This is a genomic window from Leifsonia sp. NCR5, from assembly GCF_002105485.1.
In the GTDB taxonomy this organism is placed as follows: domain Bacteria; phylum Actinomycetota; class Actinomycetes; order Actinomycetales; family Microbacteriaceae; genus Leifsonia.
Genome location: NZ_NCSR01000003.1, coordinates 139,063 through 154,208, shown reverse-complemented (window position 1 = coordinate 154,208; position 15,146 = coordinate 139,063). Strand labels below are relative to the sequence as shown.

Here is a 15,146-nt window from a genome sequence, read left to right as displayed (position 1 = left end):
CGTCCGCATCCACCGGTGTCTCAAGGGGCAGAGAGTCGAACGAAGGAGATCTCATGACCACCCCGATCCAGGTCGTCGTCATCGGCGGAGGATACGCAGGAGTGACAGCAGCAAACCGCCTCACCACGCGCGGCGACATCGCCGTGACCCTTGTCAACGCGCGGCCCGTCTTCGTCGAGCGCATCCGGCTGCACCAGCTGGCCGGTGGCTCGGACGACGCCGTGGTCGAATACGCGAAAGTGCTCGCCGACGGCATCCGGCTCGTGGTCGACACCGCCGACCGCATCGACCGGGATGCGCGGACCGTGAAGCTCGCATCCGGTGCCGTGCTCGGCTACGACTACCTCGTCTACGCCCTCGGCAGCGGGCGCGCGGTGCTGGAGGTGCCCGGTGCGGCCGAGCACGCGCATCCGATCGCCGACCTCGCCGACGCCGAACGGCTGCGGGATGCGCTCGCGGCGGCAGGCCAGGCGGCTCCCGTCGCCGTCGTGGGCGGTGGTCCGGCGGGCATCGAGACCGCGGCGGAGCTCGCCGAGCAGGGCCGCGACGTCGTGCTGTTCTGCGCCGGTCCGCTCGGTCCGACGCTGCACCAGCGCGCCCGGCGGACGGTCGAGCGACGGCTCGCGGCGCTCGGCGTCCGCATCGAGGACGGCCAGGGCTCGCGGGTGACCGCTGTGACACCGGATGCGGTCCAGCTGGCGGACGGACGCAGCATCCCGAGCGTGGTGACCGTGTGGGCGACCGGTTTCGGCGTGCCGCAACTGGCGCGGAGCAGCGGGCTGACCACGGACGCCATCGGCCGCCTGGTCACCGACGAGACGCTGACCAGCGTGGACGACGACCGCATCGTGGCGGCGGGAGACTCGGCCGCCCCGTCGGGGCTCGCGGTGCGGATGAGCTGCCAGGCAGCCGGCCCGCTCGGCGGTTCGGCGGCGGACACGGTACTGCGCCGCATCGCCGGAGGGCAGCCGGCGCCGTTCGTGCTCGGCTTCGTCGGACTGTGCATCAGCCTCGGACGGCGCAGCGGCATCTTCCAGTTCGAGCACAGGAACGACACCGCGACGGGGGTGTACATCTCCGGGCGCGCGGGAGCGAAAGTGAAAGAGGTGGTGTGCTGGGGAACGGTCGAGTCGCTGGTCATCGAGGCGCGCCATCCCGGGGCGACGCGACTCCCGGCGGCCTTCGGAGATCGGGAGCGCCGCCGTATGCTCGCAGAAGCGGGTGCGGATGCGGGAGCCGCGTCGGGTGTGGGTGCTGGTGCTGGTGCGGTTTCGGGTGGAGGGGAGCTGGCGTGAGCGACGACGAGGCGGAGGACGCGGACCGGCAGGACGGCCCGGCGGCCGACGCATCCGGTGACGCCACCGAGTTCTTCGTCGCCCACCGGAACCTGCTGTTCACCGTCGCGTACGAGATGCTCGGCTCGGCCGCCGACGCGGAGGACGTGCTGCAGGAGACCTGGCTGCGCTGGGTGAGGGTCGACAGGGCGGAGGTGCGCAACGAGCGTGCGTACCTGGTCAGGATCGCGACCAGGCTCGCCCTCAACCGCCTGCGTTCCGTGCAGCGCCGCCGCGAGGCGTACGTGGGCCCGTGGCTGCCCGAGCCACTGCTGACCGCCCCGGATGTGGCCGACGACGCCGAACTCGCCGAGTCCGTCTCGATTGCGCTCATGGTGGTGCTGGAAACCCTCGGCCCCACCGAGCGGGTCGTGTTCGTGCTGCGCGAGGTGTTCGGTTTCGGCTTCGACGAGATCGCCGCCGCCGTCGACAGGACCCCGGCCGCCGTGCGCCAGATCGCCCACCGCGCCCGCGGGCACGTGGAGGCGCGGCGCCCCCGCGTCACCGTCACGGCCGGCGAGGCGCGAGCGGCCCTCGAAGCCTTCCGGGTCGCGGTGGAGACCGGGGACACGCAGGGCGTCCTCGCCGTGCTGGCCCCGGATGTGGTGCTCGTCAGCGACGGCGGCGGCGTCAAGCAGGCAGCCCTCCGCCCGATCGTCGGCGCCGACAAGGTCGCCCGCTTCATCGCAGGAGGCATCCGCAAGACGGGCGCATCCGTCACCGGGGCGGCGACGACCGTCAACGGCAACCCGGCTCTGGTCCTCAGCGTCGACGGCGAGATGGACGGCGTCCTCGCCGCCCAAGTCGCCGACGGCCGTATCGTCGGCCTCTACTTCGTCCGCAACCCGCAGAAACTGACCCGCGTGGGAGAGGAGACGATGCTGTCGCGGCGGTGAGGGAGAATTTCTTTCGGCTGTTGTCGGATCCGAGCGGACTCGTTCGTTGTCTGGGTAGAAGGTGCCGCACGAGCGGGCACCCAGACTCAGGGAGACGAACGGAAGAATGAAGCTCACGACGATCACACAGCTCACACTCGACGGAGTGACTCAGGGGAACGGCGGCTCGACCGAGGAGGACCGCGCCAGCGGTTTCGAGCGCGGCGGCTGGGCGCGGGGAGCGGGCGACGACACGACCCGCGATCACATCGCCGCGACGTTCCAGCGCGCCGACGCGTTTCTGTTCGGCCGCCGAACGTACGACGTCTTCCTCGAATTCTGGGGGACGATGGAGGACCTGAAACGGCATCCCATCGGAGTTGCCCTGAACGCGAAGCCGAAGTACGTGGCATCCAGGACGCTGACGGAGCCGGACTGGGCGAACACGGCGGTCCTCGGGGACGATCTGTTCGCCGCCGTCACGGAATTGAAGGCCAGCAGGGACGGCGAGCTGCAGGTGCACGGAAGCAGCCGTCTCATCCAGTGGCTGCTGGAGCACGACCTCGTCGACGAGATGGAACTCATCACCGTCCCTGTGGTCCTCGGTCAGGGTGACCGGCTCTTCGCTCGGCCGGGCCCCGACATCGCGTTCGACCTCGTGGATGCGCGTTCCGATTCGAAGGGGGTCATGATTCAGACCTTCCGCCCCGTCGGCCGCCCCAGCTACGCGACCTTCTGATCGAATAGAGGAACCAAGGAGAGGATCGGCAGATGCAGTACCTCGTATCCGTGATCGACGACAAGAACGATCCCGGCAGCACGGACAGGCGGCCTGAAATCAGCGCGTTCAACGAACGGCTGATCAGCCAGGGCTATTGGGTCTTCGCGGGGGGACTCGCGGACACCGAGACGGCCACGGTCATCGACAACCGGGGCGAGCAGCCGATCTTCAGCGATGGGCCGTTCGTCGAGTCGAAGGAATACCTCGCCGGTGTCTGGGTGTGGGAGGCGCCCGATCTGGATGTGGCACTCGCCCTCGCCGCGGAGGCGTCGAAGGTCTGCGACCGGAAGATCGAGGTGCGGCCGTTCGCGTGAACGACGTCGAGCGAGCGATCACTCGGGCACACCAGGACGAGTGGGCCAGGGTGGTGGCCGGCCTGACCAGGCGCTTCGGCAACCTCGACATCGCCGAAGAAGCCACGGCCGAAGCATTCGCGATCGCCGTCGAGCGGTGGTCGCGCGACGGCGTGCCGCCCAATCCCGGTGCCTGGATCCACCTCACCGCCAGCCGCAAGGCCGTCGACCGGATGCGACGCGAGAACAAACGAGACGATAAGCACAAGCACGCTCAGCTGGTGTACGAGAACGTACCAGCCGAGCCGGTCGGCGCCATCGCTGACGACCGGCTCCGGCTGATCTTCGTCTGCTGTCATCCGGCGTTGGCGATGGACGCACGGGTGGCACTGACCCTGCGCATGGTCGGCGGTCTGACCGTGGCAGAGATCGCTCGCGCCTTCCTGGTGACCGAGAGCACGATGGGGCAGAGGATCACCCGCGCGAAAGCGAAGATCAAGGCGGCCCGCATCCCCTATCGGGTGCCCTCTGACGCGGACCTCCCCGACCGGGTGTCCGGTGTCCTCGCCGTGCTTTTCCTGGTCTTCAACGAGGGCTACCTGGCGACCGGCCCCCACGCCGACCCGGTGCGCGCCGACCTGACCGCCGAGGCGATCCGGCTCACGCGCCTGCTCCGTGACCTCATGCCGGACAATGGCGAAGTGGCCGGGCTGCTGGCGCTGATGCTCCTCACGGAGGCCCGCCGCGCCTCCCGGATCTCGGTGGACGGCGAACTGGTTCCCCTCGCTGAGCAGGACCGGGGAGCGTGGGACGCCGTGCTCATCGCCGAGGGTCACCGGATCGTGCGCGAGCGTCTTGCTGCGGCCGCGGCGGGGGTGGCCCCGGGGCGGTACCAGATCCTTGCGGCGATCGGCGCCGTTCACACCTCTGCGCGCGACATGCGCGACACCGATTGGTCACAGGTCCTCGCCCTCTACGACCAGCTCGTCACGCTCGACCCGTCGCCCATCGTCGAGCTGAACAGGTCCGTCGCAGTCGCGGAACTCGACGGGCCGGAAGCAGCTCTCGCGACCGTCGACCGGCTCGAGAAGAGCCTGAGCGACTATCACGCGTTCCACGCAACCCGCGCGGACGTGCTGCGCAGGCTGGGCCGCACTCAGGATGCCCGCGCAGCGTACGACAGGGCGATCGACCTGGCGGGCAACACCGCCGAGATCGCCAGCCTGCGACGCCTCCGCGATCGGCTGCGGTAGCGCTCCCTACCGCCCCAGCGCCCGCACCGCCACCTTCGCCGCCTCTGCCACCAGCGCGTTGTCCGGCGTGGCATCCGGCGTGTCCTTCCGCGTCAGCACCACCACGATCACCGGCGCCCTGCCCGCCGGGTACACCACCGCGATGTCGTCCCGCACGCCGTATTCGCCCGTGCCCGTCTTGTCGGCGACCGGCCACGCGGGGTCCACCCCGGCGCGGATCGTCTCGTCGCCTGTCGTGTTGTCGAGCATCGTGTTGCGGAGCAGCGTCCGGTCGGCCGTCTCCAGCGTCTTCCCGAGCACCACCGTGCGCAGGTCGGCGGCGAACTGGGCGGGGGTGGTCGTGTCGCGGGGGTCGCCGGGTAGGGCCTCGTTGAGGTCGGGCTCGACGCGGTCGACGTTGGTGACTCGGTCGCCGATGCCGCGCATCCACTGTTCGACCGCATCCGGGCCGCCGAGTCGGGCGACCAGCAGGTTGGCCGCGGTGTTGTCGCTGAAGCGGAGCATCGCGTCGAGGAGCTCGCGCACCGTCATGCCGGTGTCGACGAAACGGCTCGTGATCGGCGCGTAGTCGAGCAGGTCCGCGCGCGTGTAGTGGATAACCGTGCCGAGGTCGGCGGTGGTCGTGCGCTGCAGGGTGGCGGCGGCGATGAACGTCTTGTTGGACGACGCGAACGGGAACCGCTCACCCGACCGGTAGCCCACCGCACGCCCGTTGCCGGTGTCGACGGCGGTCACTCCGAGGGTGGCGCCGTGCGTGCGTTCGAGGGCCGCGAAAGCGCGGCTGGTGGCGGTGGATGCGCCGGGGGCGGCGGGCACCGCGGATGCAGCGAGGGCGCCGGATGCGGCAGGCGCCCCGGCCGTGCCGTGCACCCCGGACACCGCCCCGGACGCCGCCGCGGACACCCCCACCCCTGTCGCGGCGAGCGCCGCCTGGCACCCGGACAGCAGCACGGTGGCGGCGACGGTGGCGGCGGCCGCGCGGAGGACGATTCGTGTTCGAGCGTTCATGCCTCCAGCCTCACCCGCCGCCACCCATCCCGTCCAAGACCGGATCGCGCCGACTCATGTGCAAACAGCATGACGTTAGGCTGCTGGCGTGGACCTGATCGCGGCGTACCGGGTGCTCGTCGAGATCGACGAACGCGGGTCGGTGACGCGTGCCGCCGCGGCCCTGGATGTTGCCCAGTCGGTCGCGAGCCGCCGCATCCTGGCCCTCGAACGGCAGCTCGGCGCTCCCTTGCTCGAACGCAACGCCCGCCACGCCGTGCTCACCGCGTTCGGGCGCGACCTCGTGCCGTCTGCCCGTCGCCTGGTGCGGCTCGCCGACGAGGTCGAACTGGATGCCGAGCGCGCCAGACTGCGGCCGGTGACGGTCGCCGTACCCACCGGGTGCTCGACACGCGATCTCGCCGTCACCGTCGCGGCCGGGAGCGCGGCCGGCCTGCGCCTCGAGTTCCGCGCCGCGCCGCCGCCGCGCAGAGCAGAGCTCGCCAGCACGCTCGCGGTCCGCGTCGCCGTGCTCGCCGTCCCCGTCGACGAGGCGGAGTGGGTCGCCGAACTCGGAGCAGCCGGACGTCGCCCCTCCGACCGCGCCCTCCGCCTCGAAGCGCTCCGGCCGAGCCGCCGCGGGCGCAGCACCAGAGATGCGGACGCCGGCGCCCGCATCCGGATCGCCCCCGAGGACGACCTGCCGCACCTCCGCGACCCCCTCACCAGGGCGGCGTACGCGGCGGGCCTGCTCCCCGGGCAGCTGCCGGTGGATGCGTCGGTCACGTCCGCGCTCGCCGCGGTGCTCGCCGACGGCGACCTGCTGCTGTGCACCAGCGCGGAAGCCCACGACCTCGGCCTGCACTGGCGGCCGTTCACCGGCCTGCCGCTCGCGCGCGGTTTCGCGCTTGCCGGCGACAGCGCCCACGACGTGGATGCGGTGCGCGCGGCGGTCGCCGACGAGCTGGCGGCAGCGCTCGGGGCGGAGGCACCCCATGCCTGACCAGCGCGTGCTCTCCACGGTCCGTGCCGATCTCGCTGCGGCGGGCCTGCGCGCATCCATCGTCGTCCGGGACATCGATGCCGGCCGCGAGGTCGCCATCGACGCCGACGTCCCCACCCCGGCCGCCTCGCTCGCGAAGGTGCCGATCGCGCTGTCCGTCCTCCTCCGCATCGCCGACGGCCGGATCGACGGCGCTGCGCCCGTGACCGTCCCGCCCGGCGACCCGGCGGAGGGCACCCCGGGCACCGGCCGGTTCCGTCACCCGTCGACCATCGCCGTCGACGACCTCGTCTCGCTCGCTCTCACCATCAGCGACAACGGAGCAGCCGACGCCCTCCTCGCCCTGGTGCCCGCCGCCGACGTCATGGCCGACCTGGATGCGCTGGGCATCCGCGGCATCGCCGTCCGCCACCCGTTCGCCGACCTGTCCGACACCCCGCTCGAACGGTTCGCGCCCGACGACGCGCACCTCGCCCACACCCTCGCCATCCGGGGCAGCACCCCCGCCCACGGCCATCCCGTGCGGCAGCTCGACGTCGCGCGCACCAACACGGTCACCGCCGCCGGTTTCGCCGACCTGCTCGAAGCGATCTGGCGCGAGCGCGGCATCCCGCCCGTGGCCGCGTCACGGCTGCGCGAGCACCTGCACGGCAACGCGATCCGCCACCGCCTCGCCCCCGACCTGGCCGCCGACGACGCCCGCTGGGCGTCCAAGACCGGCACACTCCTCAACCTGCGGCACGAGGCCGGTGTGCTCGAGAGCGCGGACGGCTCCCGCTTCGCGATCGTCGCGCTGAGCGCATCCACGGTCCCCGCATCGGTGCAGCCGGCCGCCGAGGCCGCCCTCGGCGCCGCTGCCCGCGCCCTCTACGAGCACCTGCGCGGCTGACGCCCTTCAGCGCCGCCGCACCTTACGACGCGTGCGGGCCGCGGGCGTTGCGGGCTGTCGCTACGGCGGCGTCGCGGGAGTTGACGCCGAGTTTGCGGTAGAGGTTTCGGACGGTGCCTTTGAGGGTGTTCGGACTGACATAGAGTTCCGCGGCGATCTGGCCCATCGTGTGGCCGGCCTCGAGCAGGTGGAGGACGTCTTGTTCCCCCTTGCTGAGCTTGGGGAGGGCGGGATCGTCGTGTGTCGGGTGGCGGGGGTCGAGGATCGGTTCGCCGGAGATGCGGGCGAGCTTGGTCGCATCCGCGGGGCGGAGGAAGCTGTATGCGGAGAACATGCGTTCGCGTTCGATGATGGCGTTCGCGTGCCGGAACGCTTCCGCTGCAGCGGTCGGGTGCCCGACAGCCAGATGGGCGGCCGCGGTGATGAGCTGGGTCGAGGCTTCCACGCGCGGCGCGCTGCTGTGTGCAGTGGCTCGGTGGGTCAGGTCGAGGGCAGCAGCGTATTCGCCTTTCCCGTATGCGTCGGACGCGGCAAGGACGAGATCCAGTCCGGTCGGCGAGCTCGGCAGCGTCCGCTCGATGCGCAGTCCGGGCCGGACCCGGGCCAGACGGTTCTGCGCAGCGAGGAGGTAGCGTCCGTTCGCCCCGCGCCGATCGGCGATTTCCGGATGGCGGTGGACTTCGTTCTCCAGCCGGGCGCCAACCGCTGCGGCCGCTGCGGCCGTGCGGGCCAGGATGGCGGACACCCAGAGGGCGGCAGCCCACTGCTCGCCCAAGGGGAGCGCGAGCGCGCGAGCCAGGTCGTTTCCCGCGGCCGGGTCGGCACGGTCGTGACGGAGAAGAGCGGAAGCAAGGAAGACGATGACCTCGTAGCGTCCGTCTGTGGATGGTTCGGCGTGCGCGCGCGCAAGCCACAACTCGGCGAGTTGCAGGCGGCCCTTTTCGGCGTGATGCCAGGCGATGTGTCCGGCCGCTCGGCGGGTGATGACCGACTGCTTGGTGAACAGGGCCAGGTCGTACGCCTCTTCGTACTCGGAAAGGGCGCCAGGAGCATCCGCTGCATCGAGCGAGCGGCCCCACTGGAAACGCAGATGCGGGAGGGAGTGGGTCATGGGGCTGCGCGCCGCGTCCGAGAGGCTGCGCAGTTTCGCCTGTGCTGCTTCGGCCGCCTCGCGGGCCTCGTCGAGCCGGCCGTTGGTCCGGGCGCCGGCGGCCTGCCCGGTGAGGAGGATCAGTGTTGCGAGGTCCGGGTCGTCTTCCCGTTCGACCGACGGGATCAGCCTGCCTTCGTAGAAGAACCGCCGTGGATCCCCGCCGATGCTGACGTTCTGCAGATAGTTCGCGGCCACCAGGAGCCCGGGATTCTCGACGAACGCTTCGCCGGGAAGCCGCTTGATCGCGGTCAACAACTGTTCCGGCGCAATGCTGGCGAACTGATCCCAGTTCTTCTCGATGACCGCCGCCGCCTTCTGCCACCCTTCACGAGCGGCGACCTCGCGGACCAGCGCTTCCAGGCGACGGGGTTTCTTTCTGGCATCCACTATCAACGGATCGGTTTCGACGTTTTCGTCGGTCATTCGGCATTCACCCGATCAGAATCTCACCATTGCCAGTATTGCCATCACCGAGGGACCGGTGGCCCGGGGATGCGCTGCCCCAGCGTGCACCGGACGGCCCTCCACACCTCGAAGGCGACGGCACTCCGCACTATTCCTGTGCCCCATTCGGGGGTCACAAGGGAGTGAGTTTCGGGCGCTCGGGGTGGGATTCGTTCACGGCGGCAGACAACGGCGTGTCGGCACCGATTAGCTGTGAGCTGGCCGAATGGTCTCATGCCGCTGATCGATAGGGGAACAAGCGTGCGCTGGTTGAAGAAAGCCTTCCGAGGTGGAGGCGGTAACACGCTGACGATGAAGTGGCCGGGGCGCACAGCAGCGACCACTGTCGTGCTCGCTGTCGTGGCGGCGACGATCAGCGCGGGCTGGGTGTCCGTCGGCTCTGCCGAAACCGCACAGGCCGTACCCGGCACACCAGGCACCGCGCAGGCGCCGACGGTCGCGTTCCAGGAGAACTTCGAGAACGGCGTCGGCAACACGCCTGTCGGCCTGGCCGCGTACACCGGGGCGACCGGGCAGAAGTACACCGCCGACGCCGTGTGGCTGGCGAACTGCAACGGTCAGGTCCGCAACTACAACACGCCCTCGACGACCCTGGGCAACTGTCAGATCGAGAACGACTCCGCCAACCTCAACCAGCTGGCATACGCCCTGGGCGTCCACGGCGGCTCCGCGACTCCGGGCGCAAACCACGCCGTCACCGCGTACACCGAGAACACCCCGGGAGCGAACGCCACCGAGTTCCAGACCGCGACGAACATCCCCCTTGCTTCGTCCTCGGGCCGGTTCCTCACCTTCAGCGTCGACACCGCCGCCGTGAACTGCCCGCCGGTCGCGTCCGCGCCGCTCTACCAGTTCGCCTTCCTCAACCAGGCAGGCGCCGCCACCAACGTCGGCGGCCAGCTCAACGCATGCTCGTCCGGCACGACCGTCGCGGTCCCCGCGAGTGGCTCTGTCGCCGCGAAGTCGGTCAACGTCGGCACGTACACCTCGAACGGGTCGCTGCTGTTCACCGGCTCCAGCCTCGGCATCCGCATGCAGAACGCCAACGGCTCCGGCGCCGGCAATGACGCCGCGTTCGACAACATCCGCATCCTCGATGTCACCCCGCAGCTGGACAAGGCGTTCAGCCCCACCAATATCGAGATCGGTCAGTCGAGCACGCTGACCTTCACCGTCACTAACACCTCCGAACTCGCGGCGAAGAACGGCTGGTCGTTCACGGACAGCCTGCCGTCCGGCCTGACCGTCGCGAACCCGGCAGGCACCACGACCACTTGCGCCGCCGGCACGATCACGGCAGCGGCGGGCGGCACCGCCATCACCGCCGGAGGCAACCTCAATGCAGGCCAGACCTCGTGCACGTTCACGGTGAAGGTCACGGGCGTCGACGCGGGCAGCTACACCAACGGCCCGGGAAACGTCACCGAGACCGGGCTGAACCCGCCCGGAGACACGACGCTGACGATCACCGCGCCGACGGTCGGATGTACGACCGACCCCGTCATCTTCAACACCGGGTACAACGCAGCGACCGGCAGCCAGATGGCGGACGGCGCCGCGGACCAGCGATGGACCGTCGCGGGTGGCTTCGACGGCCTGAATCACGTGACCACGACGACCGCCCCGACCGGTCCGTCGGCTGCGGCTCTTCCCCCAGCGGGCACGACCTTCGCTCCGGCGTATGCGGGCAAGGTCAACAATCTGTGGGCGTCGAGCCAATCCGGAAAGTCGCAGTGGATCACCGCTGACTACGTTCCCCCGGCGAACGGCGTCAACCAGTCGACCGGATACGGCGACTGGTACTACCGGTACCAGTTCAATCTCGATCCCGCAGTCGACCCCTCCTCGTTCCAGCTCGACATGTCCTGGCTGGCCGACAACAGTGTCGCCGGCGTCTGGGTGAACAATGTCGCGCAGACCGGCGCGAACCTGCCGCAGAGCCCGAACAACCCGTACACGGGGGGCGGCTTCCTTGCCGGTGCTGCCGCGACCACGTCCCTGCAGGGCAACTGGCAGACGGGGCTGAACACGATCCTGGTGCAGATCAAGAGCTACTACGTCGCCGAGGGCTTCAACGCTGAGGTGCGCTCGACCGCGCTCTGCCCTGACCCGTCGTACACGGTGTCGAAGTCCGCTTCGGCCACGTCCGTGCAGCCGGGTGGGACCATCACGTACACCGTGAACGTCACGAACACCGGAAACGTCGCATACACGGCGGCGAATCCGGCGTCCTTCACCGACAACCTCTCCGGCGTGCTCGATGACGCCGCATACAACGGTGATGCGACCGCAGGCGCCACGGTCACCGGGAACACCCTGTCCTGGTCCGGTCCGCTCGCCGTCGGGGCCACCCAGACGATCACCTATTCGGTGACAGTCCGCAACCCCGACAACGGCAACCACATCCTGAGCAACGCGGTGGTCCCCGGCACGGGCGGCAGCTGTGTCACTCCGGGTGACTGTGCGACGACGACCCCGGTCCAGTCCTTCAGCGTGACCAAGACGGCCGACACCAACCAGGTCATCCCCGGTGACGCCATCACGTACACGATCACGGTCACCAACACCGGACAGGCCGACTACACCGCCGCCAACCCGGCGTCGTGGTCCGACGATCTGACCGCGGTGCTCGACGACGCGACCTACAACGGTGACGTCACGGGCGGTGCGACGTACGCAGCTCCCACCCTGTCGTGGTCTGGACCGCTGGCGATCGGCGCGACGGCGACGTTCACGTACTCCGTCACCGTGAACTCGCCGGACACGGGCGACCAGAAGCTGCACAACGCGGTGGTCACCACCAACGGGGGCACCTGCCCGGCCGGTTCCACCGACCCGGCCTGTTTCGTCGACATCCCTTCCGGCTCGTACACCGTCGCCAAGTCGGCCAGCACCACCTCGGTGCTGCCCGGCGACACGATCACGTACACGGTGACGGTCACCAACACCGGCGACAGCGACTACACCGCAGCCGAGCCGGCCTCGTTCACCGATGACCTCTCGGGTGTGCTCGACGATGCCGCGTACAACGGCGACGCCAGCAACGGCGCCACCGTGACCGGCACGGACCTGACCTGGTCGGGCCCCCTCGCCATCGGGCAGACGATCACCGTCACGTACTCCGTCACCATCGACGACCCGGACACGGGCGACAAGTCGGTGAAGAACACCGTGCGTCCCACCACCGGCGGCGGCAGCTGCGATCCGGCTGGAGAGTGCACCACGACCACACCGGTCCGCACCTTCACGGTCGCCAAGTCCTCGAGCCCGGCCGGGAACGTGCATCCGGGCGACACGGTCACCTACACGGTGACGGTCACGAACACGGGCACCGGCGACTTCACCGCCGCGGACCCGGCCTCGTTCACCGACGACCTGTCGAAGGTCCTCGATGACGCCGCGTACAACGGCGACGCCAGCAACGGTGCCACCGTGACCGGCAGCACACTCACCTGGTCGGGCGCATTGGCGGCCGGTGCAACGGCGACGATCACATACTCGGTGACCGTGAAGGACCCGGACACCGGCAACAAGGTGCTGACCAACGCGGTCGTGCCCGGCGACGGCGGCAGCTGTGCCACGACCGGCAGCTGCGCGACCACGAACGACGTTGCGTCGTTCACGGTCTCGAAGACCGCCAGTCCGACGGGATCCGTCTCCCCGGCTGGCAAGGTCACATACACGGTGACGGTGACCAACACGGGTGCTGTCGCATACACCGCCGCGGCCCCGGCGTCGTTCACCGACGACCTGTCGGCGGTGCTGGATGACGCGACGTACAACAACGACGCGAACAACGGGGCGACATACGCCGCTCCGATCCTGAGCTGGTCCGGCCCCCTCGGTGTCGGTGCGACGACCACCGTCACGTACTCGGTGACCGTGGGAGCCGCAGGATCCGGTGACGGCAGGCTGACGAATGCCGTCACCCCCACCCCGGGCACCGGCGGCGGGTGCGACCCAGCGAGCGAGTGCACGACGACGACCCTGCTGAAGGCGTTCAGCCTGTCCAAGGCGGCCAGCTCCACGACCGTCCACCCCGGCGACGTGGTCAGCTACACGATCACGGTCACCAACACCGGTCAGACGGCGTACACGGCGGCGGCTCCTGCGAGCTTCACCGACAACCTGACGGCCGTGCTGGATGACGCCACGTACAACGGCGACGCCACCAACGGCGCCACATACACGGCGCCGACCCTGGCCTGGGCTCTCGCGATCCCCGTCGGCGGAAGCGTCACGGTCACATACTCGGTGACGGTGAACGACCCGGACACCGGTGACCACACGCTCAGCAACGCTGTCGTGCCCACCGGGCCGGACGGCAGCTGCGCCCCGGGCGACTGCACCACGGAAACTCCGGTGCAGTCCTACAGCGTGACCAAGTCCGCGAACACCAGCACGGTGGTCCCGGGTGGCGTGATCACGTACACGATCACCGTGACCAACACCGGCAAGGCCGACTACACGGCCACCGGGCCGGCCTCGTGGACGGATGACCTGACCCAGGTGCTGGATGACGCCACATACAACGGCGACGCCACCAACGGCGCCACGTACGCGGCCCCGACGCTGTCTTGGTCGGGCCCCCTTGCGGTCGGGGCGTCGGAGACGTTCACGTACAGCGTGACGGTGAACGACCCGGTGACCGGTGACCAGAAGCTGCACAACGCAGTGGTCACCCCGCCGGACGGCGGCTGTGCCGTCGGTTCCACCGACCCGGCGTGCTCGGTCGACATCCCGTCAGGCTCGTACACGGTGGCCAAGACGGCCAGCTCCACCACGGCCGCGCCCGGTGGCGTCGTGACGTACACGGTCACTGTGAAGAACACCGGAAGCGTCGCATACACCGCGGCGAAGCCGGCCTCCTTCACTGACGACCTGTCCTCGGTGCTCGATGACGCCACCTACAACGGTGATGCCAGCAGCGGAGCCGTGTTCGCAACGCCGAACCTGACCTGGTCGGGTCCGCTCGCGGTCGGCCAGACGGTCACAGTCACGTATTCGGTGACCGTCAACAACCCGGATGCCGGCGACAAGACGCTCACCAACGCGGTGCGACCCACCGGCGGTGGAGGCGCCTGCGATCCGGCAGGAGAGTGCACCACGACGACGAACGTCCAGTCCTTCACCGTGGCCAAGGCGTCGAGTTCGACCAGCGCTGCCCCTGGTGACGTGATCACGTACACGATCACCGTCACCAACACCGGAAGCGCGGCCTTCACCGCCGCGAAGCCGGCCGTCTTCACCGACGACCTGTCCTCGGTGCTGGATGACGCCGCATACAACGGCGACGCCAGCAACGGTGCCACCTACAGCGCACCGACGCTGGCCTGGGCGGTTGCGATCCCCGTCGGTGGCACGGTCACGGCGACATACTCGGTCACCGTGAACAGCCCAGACACGGGCGACCACGAGCTGAAGAACACGGTCGTCCCGGGGACGGGTGGCGAATGCGACCCGGCCGCGTCCTGCACCACCAACGATCCGGTCGCCGGATTCACCGTGAAGAAGACGGTCGACAAGGCCAACGCCATGCCCGGCGCGACCGTGACGTACACGATCACGGTGAGCAACACCGGCAAGGTCGACTACACGACCGCCAACCCGGCCTCCTTCACCGACGACCTGTCCAAGGTGCTGGACGACGCCACATACAACGGCGACGCAACCGGTGGCGCGACCTACGTCAAGCCGGTGCTCTCCTGGTCCGGAGCGCTCACGGTCGGATCGACGACCGCGGTCACATACTCGGTGAAGGTCAACACGCCGGATACGGGTGACAAGGTGCTCGCCAACGCGGTCGTCACACCGAACGGCGGCAACTGCATCACCGAATCGGACGGAACGGGATGCTCGGTGAAGACCACGATCGGCGACCCGCCGGTCGCGGGCCTCGCGCACACCGGTTCGACGCTCGCCGTCCCGGCGATCATCGTCGGCGCGTTCCTGGCGCTCGGTGGAGCTGCGCTGGTGTTCTTCAGCCGCCGCCGCCGTACTGCTTCCACCAAGCAGTAGCCGAAACACAGTCCTGGGTGGGCCCCTCGGGCGGGGCTCACCCAGGACCATGCGCCCTCCTCCGCGCATGCCAGGAGGACCCGACCCGTCTGTCG

Annotated in this window: 10 protein-coding genes; 8 read left to right on the top strand and 2 right to left on the bottom strand. The window is 69.7% G+C overall.

The window, feature by feature from the left end; genetic code table 11:
* The first annotated feature begins 53 nt into the window (after positions 1-53).
* From B7438_RS04240 to B7438_RS04220, 5 genes are all read left to right on the top strand, one after another.
* Positions 54-1,295, top strand: coding sequence for an NAD(P)/FAD-dependent oxidoreductase (locus B7438_RS04240; protein ID WP_085368297.1), 1,242 nt, complete (start codon positions 54-56; stop codon positions 1,293-1,295).
* Positions 1,292-2,230: an RNA polymerase sigma-70 factor gene (locus B7438_RS04235; RefSeq protein WP_085368296.1), complete on the top strand. Its 939-nt coding sequence runs from the start codon at positions 1,292-1,294 to the stop codon at positions 2,228-2,230. The genes B7438_RS04240 and B7438_RS04235 overlap by 4 nt, the downstream gene beginning before the upstream one ends.
* Before the next feature lie 106 nt (positions 2,231-2,336).
* Positions 2,337-2,948 (top strand): dihydrofolate reductase family protein, encoded by a 612-nt coding sequence (locus B7438_RS04230; protein ID WP_085368295.1) that lies wholly within the window; start codon positions 2,337-2,339, stop codon positions 2,946-2,948.
* Positions 2,949-2,980: 32 nt separating this feature from the next.
* Positions 2,981-3,304, top strand: a complete 324-nt coding sequence (locus B7438_RS04225; protein ID WP_085368294.1) for a YciI family protein — start codon at positions 2,981-2,983, stop codon at positions 3,302-3,304.
* Positions 3,301-4,536, top strand: a complete 1,236-nt coding sequence (locus B7438_RS04220) for an RNA polymerase sigma factor (protein WP_085368293.1) — start codon at positions 3,301-3,303, stop codon at positions 4,534-4,536. Before B7438_RS04225 ends, B7438_RS04220 begins: the two co-directional genes overlap by 4 nt.
* 6 nt (positions 4,537-4,542) lie before the next feature.
* On the opposite strand, the gene bla is transcribed toward B7438_RS04220, so the two are convergent.
* Positions 4,543-5,544 (bottom strand): class A beta-lactamase, encoded by a 1,002-nt coding sequence (gene bla, locus B7438_RS04215; RefSeq protein ID WP_143465594.1) that lies wholly within the window; start codon positions 5,542-5,544, stop codon positions 4,543-4,545.
* Positions 5,545-5,632: 88 nt separating this feature from the next.
* Here bla and B7438_RS04210 point away from each other — a divergent pair, with 88 nt between their 5' ends.
* Together B7438_RS04210 and B7438_RS04205 are read left to right on the top strand one after the other, a co-directional pair.
* Positions 5,633-6,526, top strand: coding sequence for a LysR family transcriptional regulator (locus B7438_RS04210; RefSeq protein ID WP_085368292.1), 894 nt, complete (start codon positions 5,633-5,635; stop codon positions 6,524-6,526).
* Positions 6,519-7,415, top strand: a complete 897-nt coding sequence (locus tag B7438_RS04205; protein ID WP_085368291.1) for a serine hydrolase — start codon at positions 6,519-6,521, stop codon at positions 7,413-7,415. The genes B7438_RS04210 and B7438_RS04205 overlap by 8 nt, the downstream gene beginning before the upstream one ends.
* Before the next feature lie 22 nt (positions 7,416-7,437).
* On the opposite strand, the gene B7438_RS04200 is transcribed toward B7438_RS04205, so the two are convergent.
* The gene (locus tag B7438_RS04200) at positions 7,438-8,991 is read right to left on the bottom strand and encodes a LuxR C-terminal-related transcriptional regulator (protein WP_143465593.1); all 1,554 of its coding nucleotides are present in this window, start codon (positions 8,989-8,991) and stop codon (positions 7,438-7,440) included.
* A 291-nt stretch (positions 8,992-9,282) separates the two neighbouring features.
* On the opposite strand from B7438_RS04200, the gene B7438_RS04195 reads away from it, so the two are divergent.
* Complete coding sequence (locus B7438_RS04195) at positions 9,283-15,051, top strand: DUF11 domain-containing protein (RefSeq protein ID WP_256921858.1); 5,769 nt, start codon at positions 9,283-9,285, stop codon at positions 15,049-15,051.
* The last annotated feature ends 95 nt before the right edge of the window (positions 15,052-15,146 follow it).

Excerpts from the sequence above, each read along its gene's own strand:
- B7438_RS04240 (WP_085368297.1), top strand. The coding sequence starts at position 54 with ATGACCACCCCGATCCAGGTCGTCGTCATCGGCGGAGGATACGCAGGA.
- B7438_RS04230 (WP_085368295.1), top strand. The coding sequence starts at position 2,337 with ATGAAGCTCACGACGATCACACAGCTCACACTCGACGGAGTGACTCAG.
- B7438_RS04225 (WP_085368294.1), top strand. The coding sequence starts at position 2,981 with ATGCAGTACCTCGTATCCGTGATCGACGACAAGAACGATCCCGGCAGC.
- bla (WP_143465594.1), bottom strand. The coding sequence starts at position 5,544 with ATGAACGCTCGAACACGAATCGTCCTCCGCGCGGCCGCCGCCACCGTC.
- B7438_RS04205 (WP_085368291.1), top strand. The coding sequence starts at position 6,519 with ATGCCTGACCAGCGCGTGCTCTCCACGGTCCGTGCCGATCTCGCTGCG.
- B7438_RS04200 (WP_143465593.1), bottom strand. The coding sequence starts at position 8,991 with ATGACCGACGAAAACGTCGAAACCGATCCGTTGATAGTGGATGCCAGA.